This window comes from Entomomonas sp. E2T0, from assembly GCF_025985425.1.
Taxonomy (GTDB): domain Bacteria; phylum Pseudomonadota; class Gammaproteobacteria; order Pseudomonadales; family Pseudomonadaceae; genus Entomomonas.
Genome location: NZ_CP094972.1, coordinates 1,065,788 through 1,086,148 on the forward strand (window position 1 = coordinate 1,065,788; position 20,361 = coordinate 1,086,148).

Here is a 20,361-nt window from a genome sequence, read left to right on the forward strand (position 1 = left end):
AGCCAGCATAAGTGATTAACGTAAAGCTTGGCCTTCTTTAGCACCTAACTTAACAGTTTTTTGGTTACCGGTGTATAAACCAGTGTTTTCATCACGACCTTGCAATAAGTATTTTGCATCAGGTTTTTTGTAAGTATCTACTGCTACTTTAGAGAACTTACCAATATCAGTAGTAGGTTTTCTTAAGCGATTAATGATAATTACAGCTTTAGTATCAGCAAAATCTTGAGCCATATTTTGGTCGCCTTCACTATCACCAGCAACTAAAATAGGTCCTTTATTGTTGTATTTAGGCGCAATTAAACGCTTAATTTCAACAGTTTTTCCTGGGCCTTGGGTTTGGTTAAAACCTTTACGGAATTCAGGTTGAATAACACCATTAGCATCACGTTCTAATTCCATAGCGATAACTTTACTAGCTGGGTTGTTATAACCAAATTTAGGATTAGAAGAAACCTCTTTAATTACATCAATAAATGATGCTGAACAAACCCATACATCAATACCTGCTTCTCTTAGTTTATGATAAAGATCTTGCATTTCTGGTACTAAACGTAAACCGTTGTGCCATGTTGTAGAGATTTGACCTGCTTTACTTGCAATTGCAGGGCTTGTCCAAGTAACATCTGCAATAGGTTGAGTGGCCTGCCAATCAACAGTTCCAGCAGTTAGTTTAGCAACATCATGTTCAGTTAAGCCTGTGAATAAATAAGTTACCCAAGGATAAGAAAGAGAGGCATCAAAAGAATTACCTATAGCCGTGTAGAGATAACGTAATTTAGTGGAGAACTCTTTATATTGATCTGTTTTCTTGATATCTGCTAATGACTTTTTCCCTTTCATTTGGTCAAAGTTGTTATAGATCCATGTATAGTTATTTACAATATCTTGAGCAATAAGATCAATGTTAACAGGTTTTCCTGCTAAATTGTTATCATCAGCAGTGAAATTGTCACTAGGTACATTCATTCTGAGAACTTTATTTAAAGTCTCTGGTGTCATTTTAAAATATAAGTGTTCGATTTGATAAACTAATAATGCTTCTTGAATGTCCAAGAATATTGAAGTGTTATCCCAGTCAAAAACAGCATAAGGTGGATTATTAGGATCATAATTAGGGCTAGTCTTGCCATAAGTTGCAATCAAATTATTAAGTTGATCGCGGTTGAAGCTATCCCAATTACCTTTGATAAGTTGAGGAGCAGTAACCTTGGTTGTTTGGACACTGGTTACGGGATTAGTTTTAGCAACTTCTGCTAAAGCGTGCGTAGTAACCAAGCCTGTTGCTGCGGCTAATGCGATGATTAATTTACTAACTTTAAGCATAATGACTCCTGTTTGTATATATAACTTTGTACGTATAACTATTTGTTACTATAAAGAAATAAATTAGAAAGAAGTATGTTGATTTTTGTTTGGCTGATATGGGTCAGGCTTACAGATAAATTTCCAAAATTTGTTATTATTAGAATTGTTAATTTTGATATGCAGAATAAAAGGCTGACTAAGTTAATAATAAGTCAGCCTTTTTAAATGTTAATCTTCTTTTTCAATACCGTTTTGTAGGTAGTTTTGAATACCCATTTTTTCAATTAAACCTACTTGTGCTTCTAACCAGTCGATATGATCTTCTTCTTCCTTTAAAATCCGTTTTAGCATATCACGACTGACATAATCACCACTACTTTCACAATAAGTAACAGCTTCGCGTATATCAGCAGTAGACTTTTCTTTTTGTTTCAAATCGCAATTAAGCATTTCTTCAGTATTTTCACCAATGAGTAATTTATTTAAGTCTTGTAAGTTAGGGATACCTTCTAAAAATAGGATACGCTCAATTACTCGATCAGCCTGTTTCATTTCTTTAATAGAGTAGTGATAAGATTGGTGACCCAAACCCTCTAGTCCCCAATCATTGTACATGCGAGAGTGTAAGAAAAATTGGTTAATCGCAACCAGCTGGTTTCCTAGAACTTTATTTAGGTGTTGAATAACGATTTTGTCGCCTTTCATTGTTATATTCCCAGTAAGACTTTTTTTTATTGTGCGTTGGGAAAACAAAAAAGTCAAATAGCCTTGAGTATTAGGTGATTGAACAAGAATGAGAATTACAATTATTTTTATTAAAAGTTAACTAATTCGGCTGGATTAAAGTGAGCCACCATAGGATTGCTTAATTGTGATTCAGTAATAGTTTCTTTAACTATTTGTTTGGCCAAACAACCACACTTGCCACATTGATTAGCAATATCAAGTGCTTGTCTAACTTCTTTATAGCTACAGCAACCATCATTCACAGCATCACGTATATCTTTATCAGTAATACCTTGGCATAGACAAACATACATCTTATTTATTACTCCACAATAGTAAGTAATGTAAATATTAATTTAAATGATAATCATTGTCAATAAGTTATTGGTAATTATTCTTATTTGTTATTGTCTATTAAATCAAATGATTAGATTTATTTTTTGATGTAGTGGAGAAAAATTTACACTTCTTGCTATAAAACAATCAACTTTATTGATAAGTTGTTGCTGGGCAGTTAATGCCTGCTGTTCTGTAGAGAAAGAGGCAAATAAACAGGCTCCTGTTCCTGTAAGTTTAGTAGGTGCTAATTTACTCATTATTAGGAAAGCATCTCGTACAGCAGGGTAGTGATTAAGAACAATAGCTTGGCAATCATTGTGGCCTTCAATGGTTAGTGCCTGCTGATAGGTGATTGTAGGTGTATTTCTAGGTAGCATGGGGTCACTAAATATAGTAGCAGTTCTAATAGCTACTTTAGGAATAGCCACGAGAAACCATAATTCAGGTGGTGTTATAGGTGTTAGTTGTTCACCTATACCTTCTGCAAAAGCAGCTTTGCCTTGTACAAAAACAGGAACATCTGCACCCAATTGTAAACCTAGTTTTGCTAGTGTCGTTAAATCAAGATTCAATTGCCATAGTTGGTTCAGTGCTAATAAAGTAGTAGCAGCATTTGAACTACCACCCCCAATTCCACCACCCATAGGTAATTTTTTATCAATCCAAATATCAGCACCTAATGGGGTATTTGCATAGTTCTTTAAGAGGTTTGCTGCTTTAACAATTAAATTGTCATTGTGGGGGACATTTTCAAAAATAGTATGTAGCTTGACCTCACCATCTTCACGGCAATTAAAGGCTAACTTATCGGCATAATCTAAGAATTGAAAAATAGTTTGTAAGTTATGATAACCATCTGCACGTTTGCCAAGTATATGTAGAAATAGATTTAACTTGGCAGGTGCAGGTAAAACTAATGAGGCATGATCTGGAAATAAATTAGTCATTGAATAATCTATTATTAGTTAATACTAGCAATCTCTTTACCCATTTTTCTTAGTGTCCACTGTTTAGTCACCAAGGTAACACGAATATCTTGGTTGTTAGCAATAATACGTTCAGGTAACCAGTAGCCAGCATGATTTTGGTAATCGCGGTACTCTATTGTCCAACCAGCTTGTTTTAATTCTTGCAAACGGCTATCCATATTTAAAGTATGGGTATAAGGCGTATCTGGGGCTGGTAGACCTTTTATCCACCAAATAAGATTTGATACAGGAATATTCCAACCCAGTTGTTGTTGTAATAACTCTTCTGGTGTCGCAGCAGTGTAACGACCTTGCCCAGATATCTCAATGGTTACATCGCCTTTTTTGCCTACTATACGGGTAGCACCACGGCCCAGTGGTCCAGAAAGACGGATATCATAATAATCAAATTGTTGTAACCAAAATAACGTAGCACTACCTGATTCTTTACCTGCTCTAATTCCGACTTTGCCATCTACTTGCCAAGTAGTTAGTTCAGCAATTTTAGTTTGGTGTTGTTGCCAAAGTTTTTCGTTAGGTCCAATTATATGTGGTGTTTTTTTAGTAGTGAAAAGTCCACAACCTGTCATTAATAGCAGAAGACTGATAATGAATGTTGAGCGTAAATAAGAAGATAACATAATCTATAATTCCTCAGCTCCAGTTAAGCGTTTAATAGTTTTTTGGAGTGTTTTATTGGTTGGGTTGTCTTTTAATGCTTTAGACCAAATATCTTTTGCTTGCTGCTGCTCACCCTTTTTCCATAATACTTCACCTAAGTGGGCGGCTACATCAGGATCAGGATAACTATCATAAGCTTGCTGTAAGTATTTTTTCGCAGCTGTTAGGTCACCAAGTTTGTATTTGACCCAACCAAGGCTATCTAAGGCAGCAGGATTTGCTGGGTTTATTTTTAATGCACGTTCAATCAGGGTTAAGGCTTCCTGATAACGAGTAGTTCTATCTGTTAAAATATAGCCTAGCGCATTAATAGCCGAGTCGTTATTAGGTTCAAGTCGAATAATATAACGTAAGTCTTTTTCTGCTTGTGGTAAGTTGTTACTTTGTTCGGCTAATAATGCCCGACTATAAAGTAGGCTAGTATTTTTAGGATCAGCTTTTGTTGCTTGATTAATTATTTGCCATGCCTGTGGTAATTTATCTAATTTTTGCAATTCCTCTATCTCAAACAAATAGAGGGGTATAGCTAAATCTGGCTGATTCTTACGAGTGGTGGATAAGAGTTGTTGAGCTTCAGTGATTTGATCACGTTCAAAAAGAATTTTAGCGGTATTGGCAATAGCCGATAAATAGTTTTCTCCACCAGTAACCTGTTTGTAATTAGCTAGTGCTTGGTCTTTATCCCCCTTTTCATTATAGGCGGTGGCTAGGTAATAATAGACAGCATCGGAGTTGATACCATTAGCTAACATTGTTTGTAGGTAACTGATTGCTTCATCCCATTCTTGGTTTTCCAAACAAATCAATACCAAAGCAAAACGTAACTCTTCATCTTCAGGATATTGTTTACTTAATGTTAAGAATTGTTGTTTAGCTTCAGGTAATTTACCTTGGCTAATTAACCGATGAGCAAAACTTAAACGTAATTTTTTATTTTCAGGACGATTTTTAACTTCTTTGTCCAATAGTGCTAATGCTTCCTCAGGTTTGCCTACACTTTGTAATAGAAAAACTTTTAATAGCACCACATTATTTTTTTTCTGTTGCTCTGTGGGTAGCTTTTGAAGGGTAGTTAAAGCTTCCTCAGTGGCTCCATTCTCAGCAAGCAAAATGGCTTTAGTGTAAGTAAGTTGAGCATTGTTGGGATATTTAATGGTAAGTTGATCTGTACTTGCAATTACTTCTTGGCGCGCTTTTTGGGTGAGATTGCTGTTGGTAAGATCTAAAAAATCCAGTTGTTCAGTGTTAGCTAATACTTTGTCGAAGTAGGGTGTAGCCTCACGACCACGTTCGTTTTTAGTTAATTCAACAGCAGCTGCTCTATTAGCGTTTATGTTATTGGGCTCGATAGAAGCCCATAATAAAGCCATATTTAACTGTTGTTTACTATTATCTAGATAGCTAGCCATTTGATAAGCACGTTCAGCTACCTTTGGATCTTTAGTTTGTTGCGCTTGGTTTACATAATTTTCTAATGCTACGTCAAATTGCCCCCGTCGCTCTGCAAATTCAGCGACAAGCAGAGCCGATAAAGAATCTTTAGTGAAAGGTTTTATAATAGGTTTTTCTTTTGGTGATGTATTTGTTATAGGTTGAACAGTATTTTCACCTTGCTTGGTCTCAAATAAGTTGCAGCCACTTAATAGTATTACTGATGTACAAAATAATAAGAAAAACTTATTCATAATCAACCAAAATTAGATATAGAGTCATTTAAAAAAGCTACTAATTTTATTTAAAACCATATTAATAACAACTAGCTATTTATTAGAAAAGGGACAAATATACAATTAGTATACTTGTTTTTAGCTTTCAACAACAATGATAACTAGAGTGGTAAGTTTATTTAATGCTACAATATGCAACATGTTTAATTTATATGTTTAGTCAGTGGATAGTTATGCGTATTGGTCTATATTAGCAAAGATAGCTTAACAAGAAATATACCTTCATATATAGGTGTAAGTATAAAGGGCTGTTGTTTATTAATGTAATATAGAACTAAGCAACAAAAGAATTTAAAAATACTATTGGCTGGTAAAATAATGAAACCTTCCTTATTAAATAAATTAGAGTTATTACAAGATCGCTATGAAGAGATAACAGCTTTATTAGGTGATGCAGAAATCATCAGCGATCAAAATAAATTTCGTGAGTATTCAAAAGAATATGCAGAGATAGAGCCTGTTATTAAAACATTCCGTGACCTTTCCAAAGCACAAGAAGATTTAGCTAGTGCTAAAGAGTTATTGAAAGATTCTGATCCAGATCTAAAAGAAATGGCAGAAGAAGAGGTTAAAACTCAGCAAGAAACCATTGAGACATTAGAGCAAGATTTGCAGAAGATGCTCTTACCTAAAGACCCTAATGATGCTCGTAATGTTTACCTTGAAATTCGTGCAGGAACAGGTGGTGATGAAGCTGCTATTTTTGCAGGAGACTTATTCCGCATGTATTCTCGTTATGCTGAGAAGCGTGGCTGGCGAGTAGAAATATTGTCTGCTAACGAAGGTGAGCATGGTGGTTATAAAGAAGTGATCTCAAGGGTTGAAGGAGAAAATGTTTATAGTTTCTTAAAGTTTGAGTCTGGCGCACACCGTGTACAACGTGTCCCTGAAACAGAATCGCAAGGGCGTGTTCATACTTCTGCGTGTACTGTGGCTGTATTGCCTGAGCCAGACGAGCAACAAGAAATAGAAATTAATCCTGCTGATTTGCGAGTTGATACTTATCGAGCTTCTGGTGCAGGTGGACAGCATATTAATAAAACAGATTCTGCAGTACGTATTACCCATATTCCAACAGGTATTGTGGTAGCCTGTCAGGAAGAGCGTTCACAACATAAAAATCGTGCTAAAGCGATGTCTTGGTTATATGCAAAGCTAAATGATCAACAACAAACAGCTTCACAGCAAGCAATTGCTGATACACGTAAATTATTGGTTGGCTCTGGTGATCGTTCTGAAAGGATTCGTACTTATAATTTTCCACAGGGGCGAGTAACAGATCATCGCATTAATCTAACACTTTATTCATTAGATGATGTGATTGCTGGCAGTGTAGAAGCTGTTATTGAGCCATTGAGAGCGGAATACCAAGCAGACCAATTGGCTGCATTAGGTGATTAATAGATAAATTAAGGCAGTAGTATAGAAAATATTATTGCCTTAAAATTAAATTAGAAAAATATTTTAACAATGCTGTTTAGCCTATCTTTAATAAATCAGTCATACTATATATAACAATGATTATTTTAATTATATTATTTACAACAAAGTATGTTGTTGTAATTTGATTATCAAGGAGCTCATATGACAGCAAACCAATCACAAGAAGGCGAGAAAATTTTAATTATTGATGACGATGCAAGACTTCGTCGACTTCTTGAGCGTTTCCTAGCTGAGGAAGGCTTTCGTGTCAAAGCTGTTGAAGATACCGAGCAGATGGATAGATTATTAAGCCGTGAGTTATTCAATCTAATTGTGCTTGATTTAATGATGCCAGGTGAAGATGGTATGAGTGCTTGTCAGCGACTCCGTAGTCAAGGTAATAAAACACCTATTATTATGTTGACAGCAAAAGGCGATGAAGCTAGTCGTATTCAGGGACTTGAAAGTGGTGCAGATGATTACTTACCAAAACCATTTAATCCTCGTGAGTTATTAGCTCGTATTAAAGCAGTATTGCGTCGTCAAACATCACAAATTCCAGGTGCACCAGATACTGAGGATGCAGAGGTTACTTTTGGTGATTATAAATTATCATTAGCAACTCGTGAGCTTTCACATGGTGATAAAGTACATATGTTAACTACTGGCGAATTTGCGGTATTAAAAGCACTAGTACAACACCCAAGAGAGCCATTAACGCGTGATAAATTAATGAGTCTTGCCCGTGGTAGAGAGTGGGATGCTTTAGAGCGTTCTATTGATGTGCAAATTTCTCGTTTACGCCGTATGATTGAAGTTGACCCTGCTAAGCCTCGTTATATTCAAACTGTTTGGGGTGTTGGTTATGTATTTGTGCCTGATGGCGATAAATAATTGATAGCTTTCCTCTCTCAATGAGAGGGGAAAGTTAACTTATCTTTATATGGTAAATAATAAGAAAAAATACAGGGCAGCGTGGCTACCTAAAAGCTTCTTTGCTCGTATGTTATGGCTTATCTTAATCATCGTTCTGTTCTCTAAAGCATTAACACTAGGTTATTTAGTTTTAAATGAAGATGTATTAGTTGATAGGCAGTATAGTCATGGTGCAGCCATGCTAGCTAGGGCTTATTGGTCAGTAGATGGGGATAGCCGTGATGATATTGCTATTGCCGCAGGTATTTTATGGAAACCTGATAATGAAGCTCCTCTTGGTGAATACCACTGGCCTTATTCAGATATTTTCCAACGGCAAATTCAGAGTGAACTAGGGGCAGATGCTAGTACACGTTTAATCATAGGTAAATATATTTCTTCTTTATGGGTAAGCGCACCAAGTCTTGGCCCTGGTTGGTTAGAAATTCCTATGTATCCTCATCCTTTGCGTGGACAACAAATTTGGCGAGTGCTTGCTTGGTTTATTGGTATTGTTTCTTTATCAATGTTTACAGCAGGTATTTTTGTACTTCAGCTTAACCAACCACTAAAGCGTTTGGTATTTGCTGCCAGACAATTAGGTAAAGGTAAAAGTGTTCGTTTACCTATTAATGATACATTAAGTGAAATGACGGATGTGTATCAAGCTTTTAATCAGATGGCAGAGGATGTAGAGAAAGCTAATAATGAGCGAGATCTTATGTTGGCGGGTGTTTCTCATGATTTAAGAACACCTTTAACACGATTACGTCTTTCAGTAGAGTTGATGCATGGTGATGAAGAATTTACTGAAGATATGGTTCGTGATATTGAGGATATGAATGAAATCCTCGATCAGTTTATTGTTTTTATTCGTGATGGTAAGGATGAAGCGTTAGAAGATTTGGATTTAAATGAGTTAGTTGAAGAGGCTGTAGCACCATTTAATCAGAGTGAAGAAAAGGTTAGGTTCTTCTTAGAAGAAATTCCACCTATTCAGGCGCGTCGAGTTTCAATAAAGCGGTTATTAATAAACTTAGTTAATAATGCATTAAATTACTCTCACGACAAAGTAGAAGTGACTACTTATTTAGCCAATAAACATAAATCCCCTTATGTGGTATTAAGTGTATTAGACCGTGGCCCAGGCATTCCAGAAGATGAAATAATGGCAGTATTTAATCCGTTTATGCGAGGAAATCAAGCACGTAGTGGCAAAGGCTCGGGGCTTGGCTTAGCGATTGTTAAACGAGTTGTTGAGCAACATGGTGGGCATATTGAATTGTTAAATCGTGTAGGTGGTGGTTTAGAGGCTAGAGTTAGCTTACCTATTGGTTTAAAACTACCTAATCCTGAGTAATTAGGATTAGGGGAGTTGTTGAATAATATTAAAAATAGAGCTTTTCCATTGAGGCATGTTACCCAGTGCAATAAAGTTAGGGTTTAAATAATCCTGTTTAGCTATATAGTTCAAAGGTTGCCCTGTTTCAGTTAATACACTGCCTCCTGCACCTTCTAATACACCTTGAGCTGCCGCTGTATCCCACTGACAGGTAGGTGCAAAGCGTGGGTAACAATCTGCTTTACCTTCTGCAACTAAACAAAATTTAAGTGAGCTGCCTGCATTTTTTAGAGAGATAGGAATTATATCCTGTAGCCTATCAAGTAATAATTGTTGTTTTTCTGAGCTATGGCGACGACTAGCGACTACAGATAATTGTTGATTATCAGCATCATGACAGTGAATAGCTTGTTTATTACCTTGATCATCTATTCGCCATGCGCCAATATCTTTACCACCAAAATAACAGTAATTAGTAGCAGGAATAAATACCACACCAAAAATAACGGTTCCTTGCTCTATTAAAGCAATATTAATAGTAAAGTCAGTACTGCCTTCAATAAATTCTTTTGTACCATCTAAGGGATCAATAAGCCACCATTGTTGCCATGTTTGACGGATGGTGAAGTCAATTGTACAGTCTTCTTCTGAAAGAATAGGAATATTAGGTGTTAATGTGGCTAACCCTGTCACTAATATTTGGTTAGCGGCTAAGTCTGCTGCTGTAACAGGAGAGTTATCTTGTTTTTTTTCTACTGCAACAGCGTTTCGCCAATAAGGTAAAGTTGCTTGACCTGCTTGTTGAGCTAATTCAATTACTGCAGATAGTAGTTCTGTTAGCATGTAGTAAGCTCACCACGACTAATTAGCAAGTCTCTGACAATATACAGGGCAGCAATAGCACGACCTTCGGTAAAGTTAGGGTTTTGGCTAAGTGTGAATAAATCATTTAGTTTAGCTGTGCTTACTATAATAGGTTCTGGCTCATCACCAACTAATTTTTCTGGATATAGGTCTTGCGCAAGCACGACTTGAATTCTTTGTGCCATATAACTTGGTGAAAGTGTGAGGGAGGTAACATATTCTAGTTTTTTTGCACCATATCCTGCTTCTTCTTTTAATTCGCGATTAGCAGCAGCTAATACGTCCTCATCTTTTTCAATAAGCCCTTTGGGAATAGTAAGTTGATAATCATTAACACCAGCACAGTATTCTTCAATCATAACGAAATGTTCTTTATCTAGCATAGCAACAACCATTACTGCACCTGCGCGCATTCCACTTGCTAGACGCTCATAAGTTCGCTCTTCACCATTGGAAAAGCGTAGTTGTAATTCTTCCACCTTAAACAGTCGAGATGATGCTACAATTCGTTGGCTTAATATGGCAGGTTTTTTTTCCATAGTATTCTCTTTGTTAAAAACACCTTACTATCATAACGTGCTAATGAGTATTTGTGAAAATTATATGTTATTACCTTGGTCTGACATTGAAACAGTTTTTTTAGATATGGATGGTACTTTGCTTGATTTGCATTTTGATAATCATTTTTGGCTAGAATATCTTCCTGAGCGTTATGGTCAAACTTATGGCTTAACTATTGAGCAAGCAAAACAGACTCTCTTAAGTCAATATGCTACATTGCAAGGGAAATTGCAGTGGTATTGTATTGATTATTGGAGTGATGCTTTAAATTTACCTGTTCTTAAATTTAAGGAAGAAATTGCTCATCTTATTAAATGGCGTAATCATGCAGAGTTTTTCTTAAAATTAATTAATGAAATGGGCAAGCAAGTTATTCTAATTACTAACGCCCATCCTAAATCGCTTAATCTAAAAATGCAAAAAGTTGATTTGGCTCCTTGGTTTAAACAAATTATCAGTTCCCATGACTATAATTTTCCAAAAGAAAATCAATACTTTTGGCAACATTTAGGAGAGCGGATAGAATTTAATCCACATACCAGTTTATTTATTGATGATAGTGTTAGCGTTTTGCGTAGTGCTAAACAATATGGAATAAAACATTTATTCGCTATTTATCAACCAGATAGTCAAAAACCACCCTTAATGCATGAACATGAATTTGCTATTATCAAAGATTATATAGATTGTTTTTAATTAAAGAAATATATTGTAATAAACTAAGTGATTAACATTCTTTATTAACTAAAAATCATTAAAAATAAATTAAAATCAATGAGTTGATTGATTTTTGAGTGTCTCTGACAGCATTAAATTAACAATTTGTTAATTGTTTCTTCATAAAAAAGTGATGGACTTGTCTAAAATAATGAACAATTAGACTAATTAATAGTTCTAATATAGAACTGAAAAAATTATATTAAAGTTTCAGTTTTAGAAAATTTCTTAATTAACGAATAAAGTGTAATGGAGTATTAAAATATGACTCTCTTTTCAAAATCTAAGCTAGCATTAGGCGGTGTTATTTTAGCTGGTGGTGTATTAGCTGGTTGCGCTGGCAATCCTCCAACAGCTCAGATGGATGTAGCAAGATTAGCAGTAAATAACGCAGTAGGTGCAGGGGCTACTCAATTTGCTCCAGCTGATATGCAAACCGCTCAAGAACATTTCCGTAAGGCACGTGTTGCGATGGAAGAAAAAGATTTTAAAGCGGCTAAAATATATGCTGAGAGAGCAGAGTGGGATGCGCGTGTAGCAGAGCGTAGAGCGCAAGTAGAAAAAATGAAGTATGTAGATCCAAAAGCTTTAACGCCTACAGATGCACCAGTTCAACCTGTAACAAACGCTATTCCTCCAGCGAATGTTAACTAAGTTTAATTGCTTAGTTAGTTTACAGTTACATAAATGAACATTATTTAATATTTTTACAAAGGAAACTTTGGTTATGCGCAAACATATATTGATTCCATCTCTTTTAGCAGTAGGTTTAACGCTAGCTGCTTGTTCAAATAACCCTAATCCAGATTTAGAAAAAGCACGTGCTGATTTCATTGCATTACAAAACAATCCAAAAGCTAGTCAATGGGCTAACGCTGAAACTGGTGATGCCAGTGCTGCTTTAGATAGAGCGGATAAAGCGTTTCGTGATGGTGAGAACTCAGACAAAGTAAGTGAACTTGCTTATTTATTACAACGTCGTGTTGATCTAGCTAATGCTACTGTTGCATTACGCCAAGAAGAAGAAAACCAACGAGTTAAAGCAAAAGTATTAGATATCGCGAAGCAAACAGCACGTGGTGAAGTAGTAACTTTTGGTGATGTACTATTTTCTGTTGGTAAGGCAGATGTAACTCCATCAGCTTATGTTAATCTTGATAAATTAGCTGTTTATTTAAAACAAAATAAAGAGCGTAAAGTGTTAGTTGAAGGTTTCACTGATAGCACTGGTAGTGATGCATTAAATTTAAAATTATCACAAGCTCGTGCAGATGCAGTAGCACGTGAACTTTCAAATCGTGGTGTTGAATTTGCTCGTATTACCACTCGTGGTTATGGTAAAGCATTCCCTGTAGCAAGCAATAGCAATGCTTCAGATCGTGCTTTAAATCGTCGCGTAGAAGTAACTATTTCTAATGATGATAGACCAGTAGCACCTCGTCGCTAATTATTTAAAATTAGTTAACGTAACCCTGTTGACGTAATAGTTAGAGTAATACACACTCTAACTATTAAATAAGCGGGGTTTTTATTTTGATGGAAGAAATTTTAGAAAGATTACGCGAGCTAGCAGAAGATGTTGCTACTCCCCTTGAATTGCCAGATGAAGAGCAATTGGTTACAGCACAAGAGGAGTTGTTATTACCTATTCCCCGTGATTTTAGGTATTATTTGCTGACCGCAAGTGATGTTATATATGGTCATTTGGAGCCTGCCACTATAGCAGATCCTCATCTTCATACCTATTTGCCAGAAATGGCAGCTACGGCTTGGTCTTATGGTCTACCTAGGTATTTATTGCCCATCTGTGAAATTAATGCAGGTTATTATTGTATTGACCCTGATGGTGTGGTATTGCTTTGGGAAAAGGGTGAACTATCTGAAAAACAATGGGATACTTTGTGGGAATGGATTGCCGAGGTCTGGTTAGAAGAATAGCTTGTGTAAAAATATAAAAAGACTTTATTGTAATAATCACTCTATGAGAAAATAGACATTTTGGTGACTAAATAAATAATACTATGACCGCACAATTAATTGATGGAAAAACCATTGCTGCTAATATTCGTGAAGATATTGCTAGAAAAGTAGCTGATCGCCGCCAACGTGGATTACGCATTCCAGGACTTGCTGTGATCTTGGTGGGTAATGATCCTGCTTCTGAAGTTTATGTTTCTCATAAACGTAAAGATTGTGAGCAGGTAGGATTTATCTCAGAGTCTTATGATTTACCAGTATCTACTACCCAGCAGGAGCTATTAGCACTTATTGATAAGCTAAATGATGATTCTGCTATTGATGGAATTTTAGTGCAGTTACCTCTTCCTGCACATTTAGATGCGGCACCTTTATTGGAAAGAATTCGTCCTGATAAAGATGTTGATGGTTTTCATCCATTTAATATTGGTCGATTGGCTCAACGTAACCCGTTGTTACGCCCTTGTACACCTAAAGGAATTATAAAGCTATTAGAAAGCACTAAAGAGAATCTGTATGGTTTAAATGCAGTTATGGTAGGCGCTTCCAATATTGTTGGGCGTCCTATGGCATTAGAGCTTTTATTGGCGGGCTGTACCACAACGATTACCCATCGTTTTACTAAAGATCTAGCAGTACATGTAGCCAATGCAGATTTGGTGGTGGTTGGTGTAGGTAAACCTGGGCTTGTTAAAGGTGAGTGGATTAAGCCTGGGGCCATTGTCATTGATGTAGGTATTAATCGTATGCCAGATGGTAAATTAGTGGGTGATGTGGAGTTTGAAGAAGCTGCTAAACGAGCTAGTTGGATTACACCTGTACCTGGTGGCGTAGGACCAATGACAAGAGCTTGTTTGCTAGAGAATACGTTATATGCTGCAGAAGAGCTTCATTCCTGATGTGATAGCGTATAAAAAAAGCCACTTATAATAAGTGGCTTTTTTATTATAGAGTCAAACAGTATGTTCTTTTAAAAATAAGTCTCTATCAATGTGTTCTTTGGTTAGTAGACGATTTAAATCTATTTGAGCAATACGAACAGTGAGTAAAGAGTTACCATGTTCATCTGTCTGCTCTTGCTGAACTGAGTTGGTTTCGAAAAAGCGTGCTCTTAATTTACTGAGTGATGGTGATAAACGTAAGGTCCCCGTATAAATATCATCACTTAGTAATTCATCAATGGCCTGTATAAGTAAATCAAGTCCCTGATTATTTTGAGCTGAAAGCCATACTCTTTGCGGTTTGCCATTATCATCTCGTTGAATTTGTGGTTCAACATCCTCCATTAAATCTATTTTATTATAGACCTCTAATAAAGGTATTTTATCTGCGCCTATTTCTTGCAATACTTTTAGTACTTGCTCAATTTGTAACATGCGTTCAGGTTCATGAGCGTCAATAACATGTATGAGTAAATCAGCATTTGATGATTCTTCTAAAGTTGCTCGGAATGCTTCTACTAATTTATGCGGTAAATGGCGAATAAATCCTACCGTATCCGCAAAAACAACACGTCCTTTATCTGGTAGCTCTAAGCGACGCAATGTGGGGTCAAGTGTTGCGAATAATTGATCTGCTGCTAATACTAAAGAGTTGGTTAATGCATTAAATAATGTAGATTTACCCGCATTGGTATAACCTACTAATGATATCAAAGGAACTTCAGCACGTTGTCTACCGCGACGAGCTTGTTCTCGTTGGTTGCGAACTTTCTCTAGCTTCTGCTTTAGTTGTTTAACACGAATTCTTAATAAGCGTCTATCTGTTTCTAACTGGGTTTCACCAGGTCCACGTAAACCAATCCCCCCTTTTTGTCGCTCAAGATGGGTCCAGCCTCTAACTAAGCGAGTGCTCATGTGATCAAGCTGTGCTAGCTCAACCTGTAGTTTACCTTCATGGGTTCTTGCACGTTGTGCAAAAATATCAAGAATAAGGCCCGTACGATCTATAACACGACATTCTAACGCACGTTCTAAATTACGTTCCTGACTGGGGGTAAGGGTATGATTAACAATAACAAGTTCAACTTGTAAAGCTTTAACTTGAGCGTGCAGCTCTTCAACTTTACCAGAACCTATTAAAAACTTAGCGGAGGGTTGGTAACGGTTAATCTCAATAAAAGCTACACACTCAGCACCCGCTGAATGTGCAAGCTCTTGAAACTCTTGAGGGTCTTCTCTTTCATCCATTTCTTGAGTATGCAAATGGATAAGAATAGCCTTTTCACCGCCTTCTGGACGTTCAAACAGCAATATAAACTTCCATTAAAAGCTAGTTGGTTCTTCTGTAATATCCATCTCTTCACCTGTAGGCATACGTACTGGACGACTAGGCACAACAGTAGAAATAGCGTGTTTATAAACCATCTGGCTAACAGTGTTTTTAAGTAAAATAACAAATTGATCAAATGATTCAATTTGGCCTTGTAGTTTAATACCGTTCACTAAGTAAATAGATACAGGTACTCGTTCCTTACGTAGAACGTTTAAGTAAGGGTCTTGTAGTGAATGCCCTTTTGACATGGGGATAACTCCTTAAAATAATATTTTTAAATTATAATTAACAACTAACACTAAGATAAGATAGATGTCGCATGTAGATAGTTCAATAGCCTTGGTAAATTTTCTGTAGCTAAACTATCTAACCAATTTACATTCTGCCAACCTCGCAACCAAGTAAACTGTCTTTTTGCAAGTTGACGTGTGGCTATAATGCCACGTTCTTGCATATTTTCAAAGTCCAATTTACCTGACAAATAGTCCCATACTTGCCTATAACCTACAGCACGCATAGAGGGTAGGTCTGCATGCAAATCTGATCTATTTCTTAAATTAGCCACTTCATCAATAAACCCTTGCTTTAACATCTCCTTAAAACGTAACTCAATACGTTGATGGAGAATATAACGCTGTTCGGGGGCTATCGCAAATTGCACTATAGTATAGGGTAGAGCATGGTTATACTGATTTTTTGTTTCATTTTGTTGTTGATAATGTTCAGAAAGGGTTTTACCTGTTATCAAAAATACCTCTAATGCTCGGATGATACGTTGAGGATCATTAGGGTGAATTCGAGTTGCTGATAAGGGATCAATTTTTTGTAACTCTTCATGTAATACATTGCTTCCTTCCAATTTTATTCGATTTTCCAAACTTGTTCGAAGTTCAGGTTCAGCCGAAGGTAATGTGGCAAGTCCTTCTAATAATGCTTTGTAATAGAGCATAGTGCCACCTACTAATAAGGGAATTCGCCCTTGCTTAGTTGATTGTTCCATTGCCTGTAAAGCATCTTTACTGAAATCAGCGGCTGAATAGGCTTCAGTAGGATCTAAGATATCAACAAGTTGGTGGGGATATTGGCTAAGTATTTGTTTAGATGGCTTAGCAGTACCTATATCCATTCCTTTATACACAAGGGCAGAGTCTACACTGATGATGTCACAGGGTAATTTGTCAGCCAGTTGTAGTGCTAAATCCGTTTTACCTGATGCAGTAGGGCCCATTAAAAAAATAGCTGGGGGTAACTTATTCGTCATTATTTACCCCTTAAAAATAGTTTATCTAAATCTTCCAATGCTAATTGTGTCCAAGTGGGACGACCATGGTTACATTGTCCACTCCGCTCTGTTTGTTCCATATCCCTTAATAGTGCATTCATTTCTGGAATTGTTAAGCGACGATTAGCTCTAACTGAACCATGGCAAGCCATAGTGGCTAGTAATTCATTGATATGGGCTTGAATTCGATCAGATGTACCATATTCTAGTAAATCAGCTAATACATCTCGCACGAGTTGATTGGCTTGTGCTTGTTTTAGTAACACAGGTGTTTGTCTAATGGCTAAGGTTTCTGGGCCCAGTCTTTGCAATTCAAAACCTAATTGACTAAACCACTGACCATGTGTTTCGGCACAGTCTGCTTCACGTTGACTCACAGCAATAGTTTCTGGAACAAGTAAAGGCTGTCCTCTTAAACCTTCTGTTTCCATGGCGATCTTAAGTCGTTCATAAGTGATACGTTCATGGGCTGCATGCATATCTACTAAAACTAAACCTTGCTCATTTTCGGCTAGGATATAGATACCTTTTAATTGGGCTAAGGCATAACCTAATGGCGGAGTATCTGGTGCATCTATGGGTGTGATGGCTACTTCATCTGCTAAAGGAGCATAATAAGCTTCATATTTACCTTTAACTTCATTAAGTGGAGGTAAATTACTTCTATTATAAGGAGGCGTGTAGTTTGCTGAAAAATTACGATTAGTTATTGTGGCAAAAGTAGATTGAATAGTACTGGCTAAACCCATTTCAGTTTGTCCCGCAAATTCGCCTGCTTCTCTACCAGTAACTATTGGCTGAGGAGTGGCAGGAGCACTCGCTAGTTGATTCTCTGGTCGAACTTCTGCTAATGCTCTATGTAATGAACTATAAAGGAAATCATGAACCAGTCGGCCATCTCTAAAACGAACTTCATGTTTAGTCGGGTGTACATTAACATCGACTAAAGCGGGATCAAGTTGCAGAAATAACACAAAAGTAGGGTGGCGGCCATTATAAAGAACATCACGGTAAGCTTGCCGTACAGCATGGGCTACTAATTTATCACGAACCATCCGACCATTCACATAGAAATATTGTAAGTCTGCTTGGCTACGAGAAAAAGTAGGTAAACCTACCCAACCATAAAGGTGTAAACCTTCTCTTTCTATAGCAATAGTTGTGGATTGATTTAAAAACTCACTACCACAAACAAGTGAGACTCTTCTTGCCCTTGCTACATCATCAAGCGCAGGATGTAGTGAAAATATGGTTTTACCATTATGGGTAAGATGAAAAGCGACTTCAAAATGAGCTAGCGATAAACGTCTAACTACTTCTTGAATATGATCAAATTCTGTTTTTTCAGTTTTTAAGAATTTACGGCGCGCAGGTGTATTAAAGAATAAATCTCTAACTTCTAAAGTAGTTCCTTTGGGGTGAGCCGCTGGCTGTATTTTGCTCTCCATTTGTTTCCCTTCAGTAGCAACTTGCCAAGCTTGTTGAGCCTCAGCAGTACGTGAAGTTAAAGTAAGCCTAGAAACGGAGCTAATGGAGGCTAATGCTTCACCACGAAAACCTAAACTACACACATGCTCTAAGTCTTCTAGGTCATTGATTTTACTAGTAGCATGGCGAGCTAAGGCAAGTGTAAGGTCATCATAAATGATGCCGCAACCATCATCACGAATACGTAATAGTTTAGTACCACCTTGCTCGATATCTATATCTATACGTTTAGCACCTGCATCTAAACTATTTTCTAATAACTCTTTAACTACAGAGGCAGGCCTTTCTACTACTTCTCCTGCTGCTATCTGGTTAGCGAGTAAAGGGCTAAGTAAATGAATTTGTGACATAGCAATTCCATTATTTTGCAGGGATTTTTAATGTTTGGCCAATCCGTATACTGTCATTAGTAAGGTTGTTAGCTTTTTTAAGGTCAGCTATTTTTACACCATATCTTATGGCAATAGCCCCTAATGTATCTCCTTTGGCTACTTTATGAGTAGATGAGGTAATTTGTCCGCCATGACGTAATTGATCTAAGTAAGTGCCTGGTGGAGGATTCTTTTGGAAATAAGCGACAACGCCTGTGCGAATAGATCTGGCCAGTGCTTGTTGGTGGCTTTTAGTCGCTAACTTTCTTGCCTCGTTTGGGTTTGAGATAAAGCCTGTTTCCACTAAAATAGAGGGAATATCTGGAGATTTTAGTACCACAAAGCCTGCTTGTTCTACTCTTTTCTTATGCAGAGCAGTTGTTTTCCCCATGCTGTTTAGCACTTTCTGACCTACATCTAGGCTAGATGACATGACAGCTGTCATAGATAGGTCTAATAACACACCTGCAAGTACTTGGTCTTTGCCATCTAAGCTTACGGAACCTGCGCCACCAATCAAGTCTGATCGGTTTTCAGTATCTGCTAACCAGCGAGCTGTTTCCGAAGTGGCACCACGGTCAGAAATGGCAAATACAGATGCACCATAAGCAGCAGCTTTAGGTGCGGCATCGGCATGAATTGAGATAAATAAATCAGCTCCCATTTTTCTTGCAATTTGTGGGCGCTGTCTTAAAGGGATAAAGTAATCTGTTTTACGAGTGAGTTCAGCTTTAAAGCCATTTTGTTGATTAAGTTCTCTTTGTAACTCTTTGGCAATTTGTAGCACTAAGTCTTTTTCTTTTCTACCACCAGAACCTATTGCGCCAGGATCTTCTCCACCATGACCGGGGTCGATAGCAATAATAATATCGCGACTTCTTGTGACAGTCGGAGAGGGGGCAGTTGTAGTAACAGTGGTTGTGGTAGTCGTGGCAGGTTCAGTCTTTGGGGGAGGAGTGGGTGTAGAAGTTGTTGATACATTATCAAATAAATCAACCACTAAACGGTTTCCATAAGGTTCGTTAGGGGGTAATGTAAAGACTTTAGGGGTTACTTTAGTTGAAAGATCGAAAACAAGCCTAATATCTTTACTGCCTTGGGCAGAGCTGCGGATACTAGTGATAGGGGTATCTTTAAGATTTAAATCATCCAAAGAGGTTGTCAAAGCTATATTACTAATATCAATAATTATTCGCTCAGGGCCACTCAGTGTGAACATGTTATGTTTAACAGGTCCTGATAAGTCAAATACAATACGTGTATTATCTGGGGCGCGCCATAGGCGAACTCCCTTGATTGTCGTTTCCGCAAATGCATTAAAAGTAATAAGTAGTAGTAAAACACCTATTGTATTTGCAAACAGCCTTTTTATTGCCATTAAGAGTCTCTATATTTTTAA

Annotated in this window: 21 protein-coding genes; 8 read left to right on the forward strand and 13 right to left on the reverse strand. The window is 37.0% G+C overall.

What is annotated here, in order from left to right; all coding sequences use genetic code 11:
- Window positions 1-15 precede the first annotated feature (15 nt).
- From MTZ49_RS05180 to MTZ49_RS05205, 6 genes are all read right to left on the reverse strand, one after another.
- The gene (locus MTZ49_RS05180) at window positions 16-1,326 is read right to left on the reverse strand and encodes a haloacid dehalogenase-like hydrolase (RefSeq protein ID WP_264747294.1); all 1,311 of its coding nucleotides are present in this window, start codon (window positions 1,324-1,326) and stop codon (window positions 16-18) included.
- Window positions 1,327-1,536: 210 nt separating this feature from the next.
- Entirely contained in the window at window positions 1,537-2,013 is a 477-nt protein-coding gene (gene bfr, locus MTZ49_RS05185; RefSeq protein ID WP_264747295.1) for a bacterioferritin, read from the reverse strand.
- A gap of 110 nt (window positions 2,014-2,123) precedes the next feature.
- Entirely contained in the window at window positions 2,124-2,348 is a 225-nt protein-coding gene (locus tag MTZ49_RS05190) for a bacterioferritin-associated ferredoxin (protein ID WP_264747296.1), read from the reverse strand.
- A gap of 105 nt (window positions 2,349-2,453) precedes the next feature.
- Window positions 2,454-3,320, reverse strand: coding sequence for a 4-(cytidine 5'-diphospho)-2-C-methyl-D-erythritol kinase (gene ispE, locus MTZ49_RS05195; RefSeq protein ID WP_264747297.1), 867 nt, complete (start codon window positions 3,318-3,320; stop codon window positions 2,454-2,456).
- 14 nt (window positions 3,321-3,334) lie between these two features.
- Window positions 3,335-3,982: a lipoprotein insertase outer membrane protein LolB gene (gene lolB / locus MTZ49_RS05200; protein WP_264747298.1), complete on the reverse strand. Its 648-nt coding sequence runs from the start codon at window positions 3,980-3,982 to the stop codon at window positions 3,335-3,337.
- 3 nt (window positions 3,983-3,985) lie between these two features.
- Window positions 3,986-5,707 carry a tetratricopeptide repeat protein gene (locus MTZ49_RS05205; protein ID WP_264747299.1) on the reverse strand — a complete coding sequence of 574 codons (1,722 nt, stop codon included), beginning with the start codon at window positions 5,705-5,707 and terminating at the stop codon, window positions 3,986-3,988.
- Window positions 5,708-6,067: 360 nt separating this feature from the next.
- On the opposite strand from MTZ49_RS05205, the gene prfA reads away from it, so the two are divergent.
- The 3 genes from prfA (at window position 6,068) to MTZ49_RS05220 (ending at window position 9,446) form a co-directional block, all read left to right on the forward strand.
- On the forward strand, window positions 6,068-7,150 hold the full coding sequence (gene prfA / locus MTZ49_RS05210) for a peptide chain release factor 1 (protein ID WP_264747300.1): 1,083 nt from the start codon (window positions 6,068-6,070) through the stop codon (window positions 7,148-7,150).
- Window positions 7,151-7,333: 183 nt separating this feature from the next.
- Window positions 7,334-8,065: a two-component system response regulator OmpR gene (gene ompR, locus MTZ49_RS05215; protein ID WP_264747301.1), complete on the forward strand. Its 732-nt coding sequence runs from the start codon at window positions 7,334-7,336 to the stop codon at window positions 8,063-8,065.
- Between the two features lie 49 nt (window positions 8,066-8,114).
- A complete protein-coding gene (locus MTZ49_RS05220) occupies window positions 8,115-9,446 on the forward strand; it encodes an ATP-binding protein (RefSeq protein ID WP_264747302.1) in 1,332 nt (443 codons plus the stop codon).
- A gap of 6 nt (window positions 9,447-9,452) precedes the next feature.
- On the opposite strand, the gene cysQ is transcribed toward MTZ49_RS05220, so the two are convergent.
- Together cysQ and nudE are read right to left on the reverse strand one after the other, a co-directional pair.
- Entirely contained in the window at window positions 9,453-10,271 is an 819-nt protein-coding gene (gene cysQ / locus MTZ49_RS05225; RefSeq protein WP_264747303.1) for a 3'(2'),5'-bisphosphate nucleotidase CysQ, read from the reverse strand.
- Complete coding sequence (gene nudE / locus MTZ49_RS05230; protein WP_264747304.1) at window positions 10,265-10,831, reverse strand: ADP compounds hydrolase NudE; 567 nt, start codon at window positions 10,829-10,831, stop codon at window positions 10,265-10,267. Before nudE ends, cysQ begins: the two co-directional genes overlap by 7 nt.
- 64 nt (window positions 10,832-10,895) lie before the next feature.
- Between nudE and yrfG the strand changes: the two genes are divergently transcribed.
- The 5 genes from yrfG (at window position 10,896) to folD (ending at window position 14,446) form a co-directional block, all read left to right on the forward strand.
- Window positions 10,896-11,549: a GMP/IMP nucleotidase gene (yrfG, locus tag MTZ49_RS05235; RefSeq protein WP_264747305.1), complete on the forward strand. Its 654-nt coding sequence runs from the start codon at window positions 10,896-10,898 to the stop codon at window positions 11,547-11,549.
- Between the two features lie 285 nt (window positions 11,550-11,834).
- Window positions 11,835-12,224, forward strand: coding sequence for a DUF4398 domain-containing protein (locus tag MTZ49_RS05240; RefSeq protein ID WP_264747306.1), 390 nt, complete (start codon window positions 11,835-11,837; stop codon window positions 12,222-12,224).
- Between the two features lie 73 nt (window positions 12,225-12,297).
- Window positions 12,298-13,017 (forward strand): OmpA family protein, encoded by a 720-nt coding sequence (locus MTZ49_RS05245; protein ID WP_264747307.1) that lies wholly within the window; start codon window positions 12,298-12,300, stop codon window positions 13,015-13,017.
- An 89-nt stretch (window positions 13,018-13,106) separates the two neighbouring features.
- Complete coding sequence (locus MTZ49_RS05250; RefSeq protein WP_264747308.1) at window positions 13,107-13,508, forward strand: SMI1/KNR4 family protein; 402 nt, start codon at window positions 13,107-13,109, stop codon at window positions 13,506-13,508.
- Window positions 13,509-13,591: 83 nt separating this feature from the next.
- Complete coding sequence (folD, locus tag MTZ49_RS05255; protein ID WP_264747309.1) at window positions 13,592-14,446, forward strand: bifunctional methylenetetrahydrofolate dehydrogenase/methenyltetrahydrofolate cyclohydrolase FolD; 855 nt, start codon at window positions 13,592-13,594, stop codon at window positions 14,444-14,446.
- 54 nt (window positions 14,447-14,500) lie between these two features.
- Here folD and hflX read toward each other — a convergent pair whose 3' ends face one another.
- From hflX to MTZ49_RS05280, 5 genes are read right to left on the reverse strand one after another with little or no spacing between them, the layout of a single operon-like run.
- Window positions 14,501-15,799 (reverse strand): ribosome rescue GTPase HflX, encoded by a 1,299-nt coding sequence (hflX, locus tag MTZ49_RS05260; RefSeq protein ID WP_264747310.1) that lies wholly within the window; start codon window positions 15,797-15,799, stop codon window positions 14,501-14,503.
- A 12-nt stretch (window positions 15,800-15,811) separates the two neighbouring features.
- Entirely contained in the window at window positions 15,812-16,069 is a 258-nt protein-coding gene (hfq, locus tag MTZ49_RS05265; protein WP_264747311.1) for an RNA chaperone Hfq, read from the reverse strand.
- 50 nt (window positions 16,070-16,119) lie between these two features.
- Complete coding sequence (gene miaA / locus MTZ49_RS05270; RefSeq protein ID WP_264747312.1) at window positions 16,120-17,082, reverse strand: tRNA (adenosine(37)-N6)-dimethylallyltransferase MiaA; 963 nt, start codon at window positions 17,080-17,082, stop codon at window positions 16,120-16,122.
- Window positions 17,082-18,941, reverse strand: a complete 1,860-nt coding sequence (gene mutL, locus MTZ49_RS05275) for a DNA mismatch repair endonuclease MutL (RefSeq protein ID WP_264747313.1) — start codon at window positions 18,939-18,941, stop codon at window positions 17,082-17,084. Before mutL ends, miaA begins: the two co-directional genes overlap by 1 nt.
- Window positions 18,942-18,951: 10 nt before the next feature.
- On the reverse strand, window positions 18,952-20,340 hold the full coding sequence (locus MTZ49_RS05280; protein ID WP_264747314.1) for an N-acetylmuramoyl-L-alanine amidase: 1,389 nt from the start codon (window positions 20,338-20,340) through the stop codon (window positions 18,952-18,954).
- Window positions 20,341-20,361 lie beyond the last annotated feature (21 nt).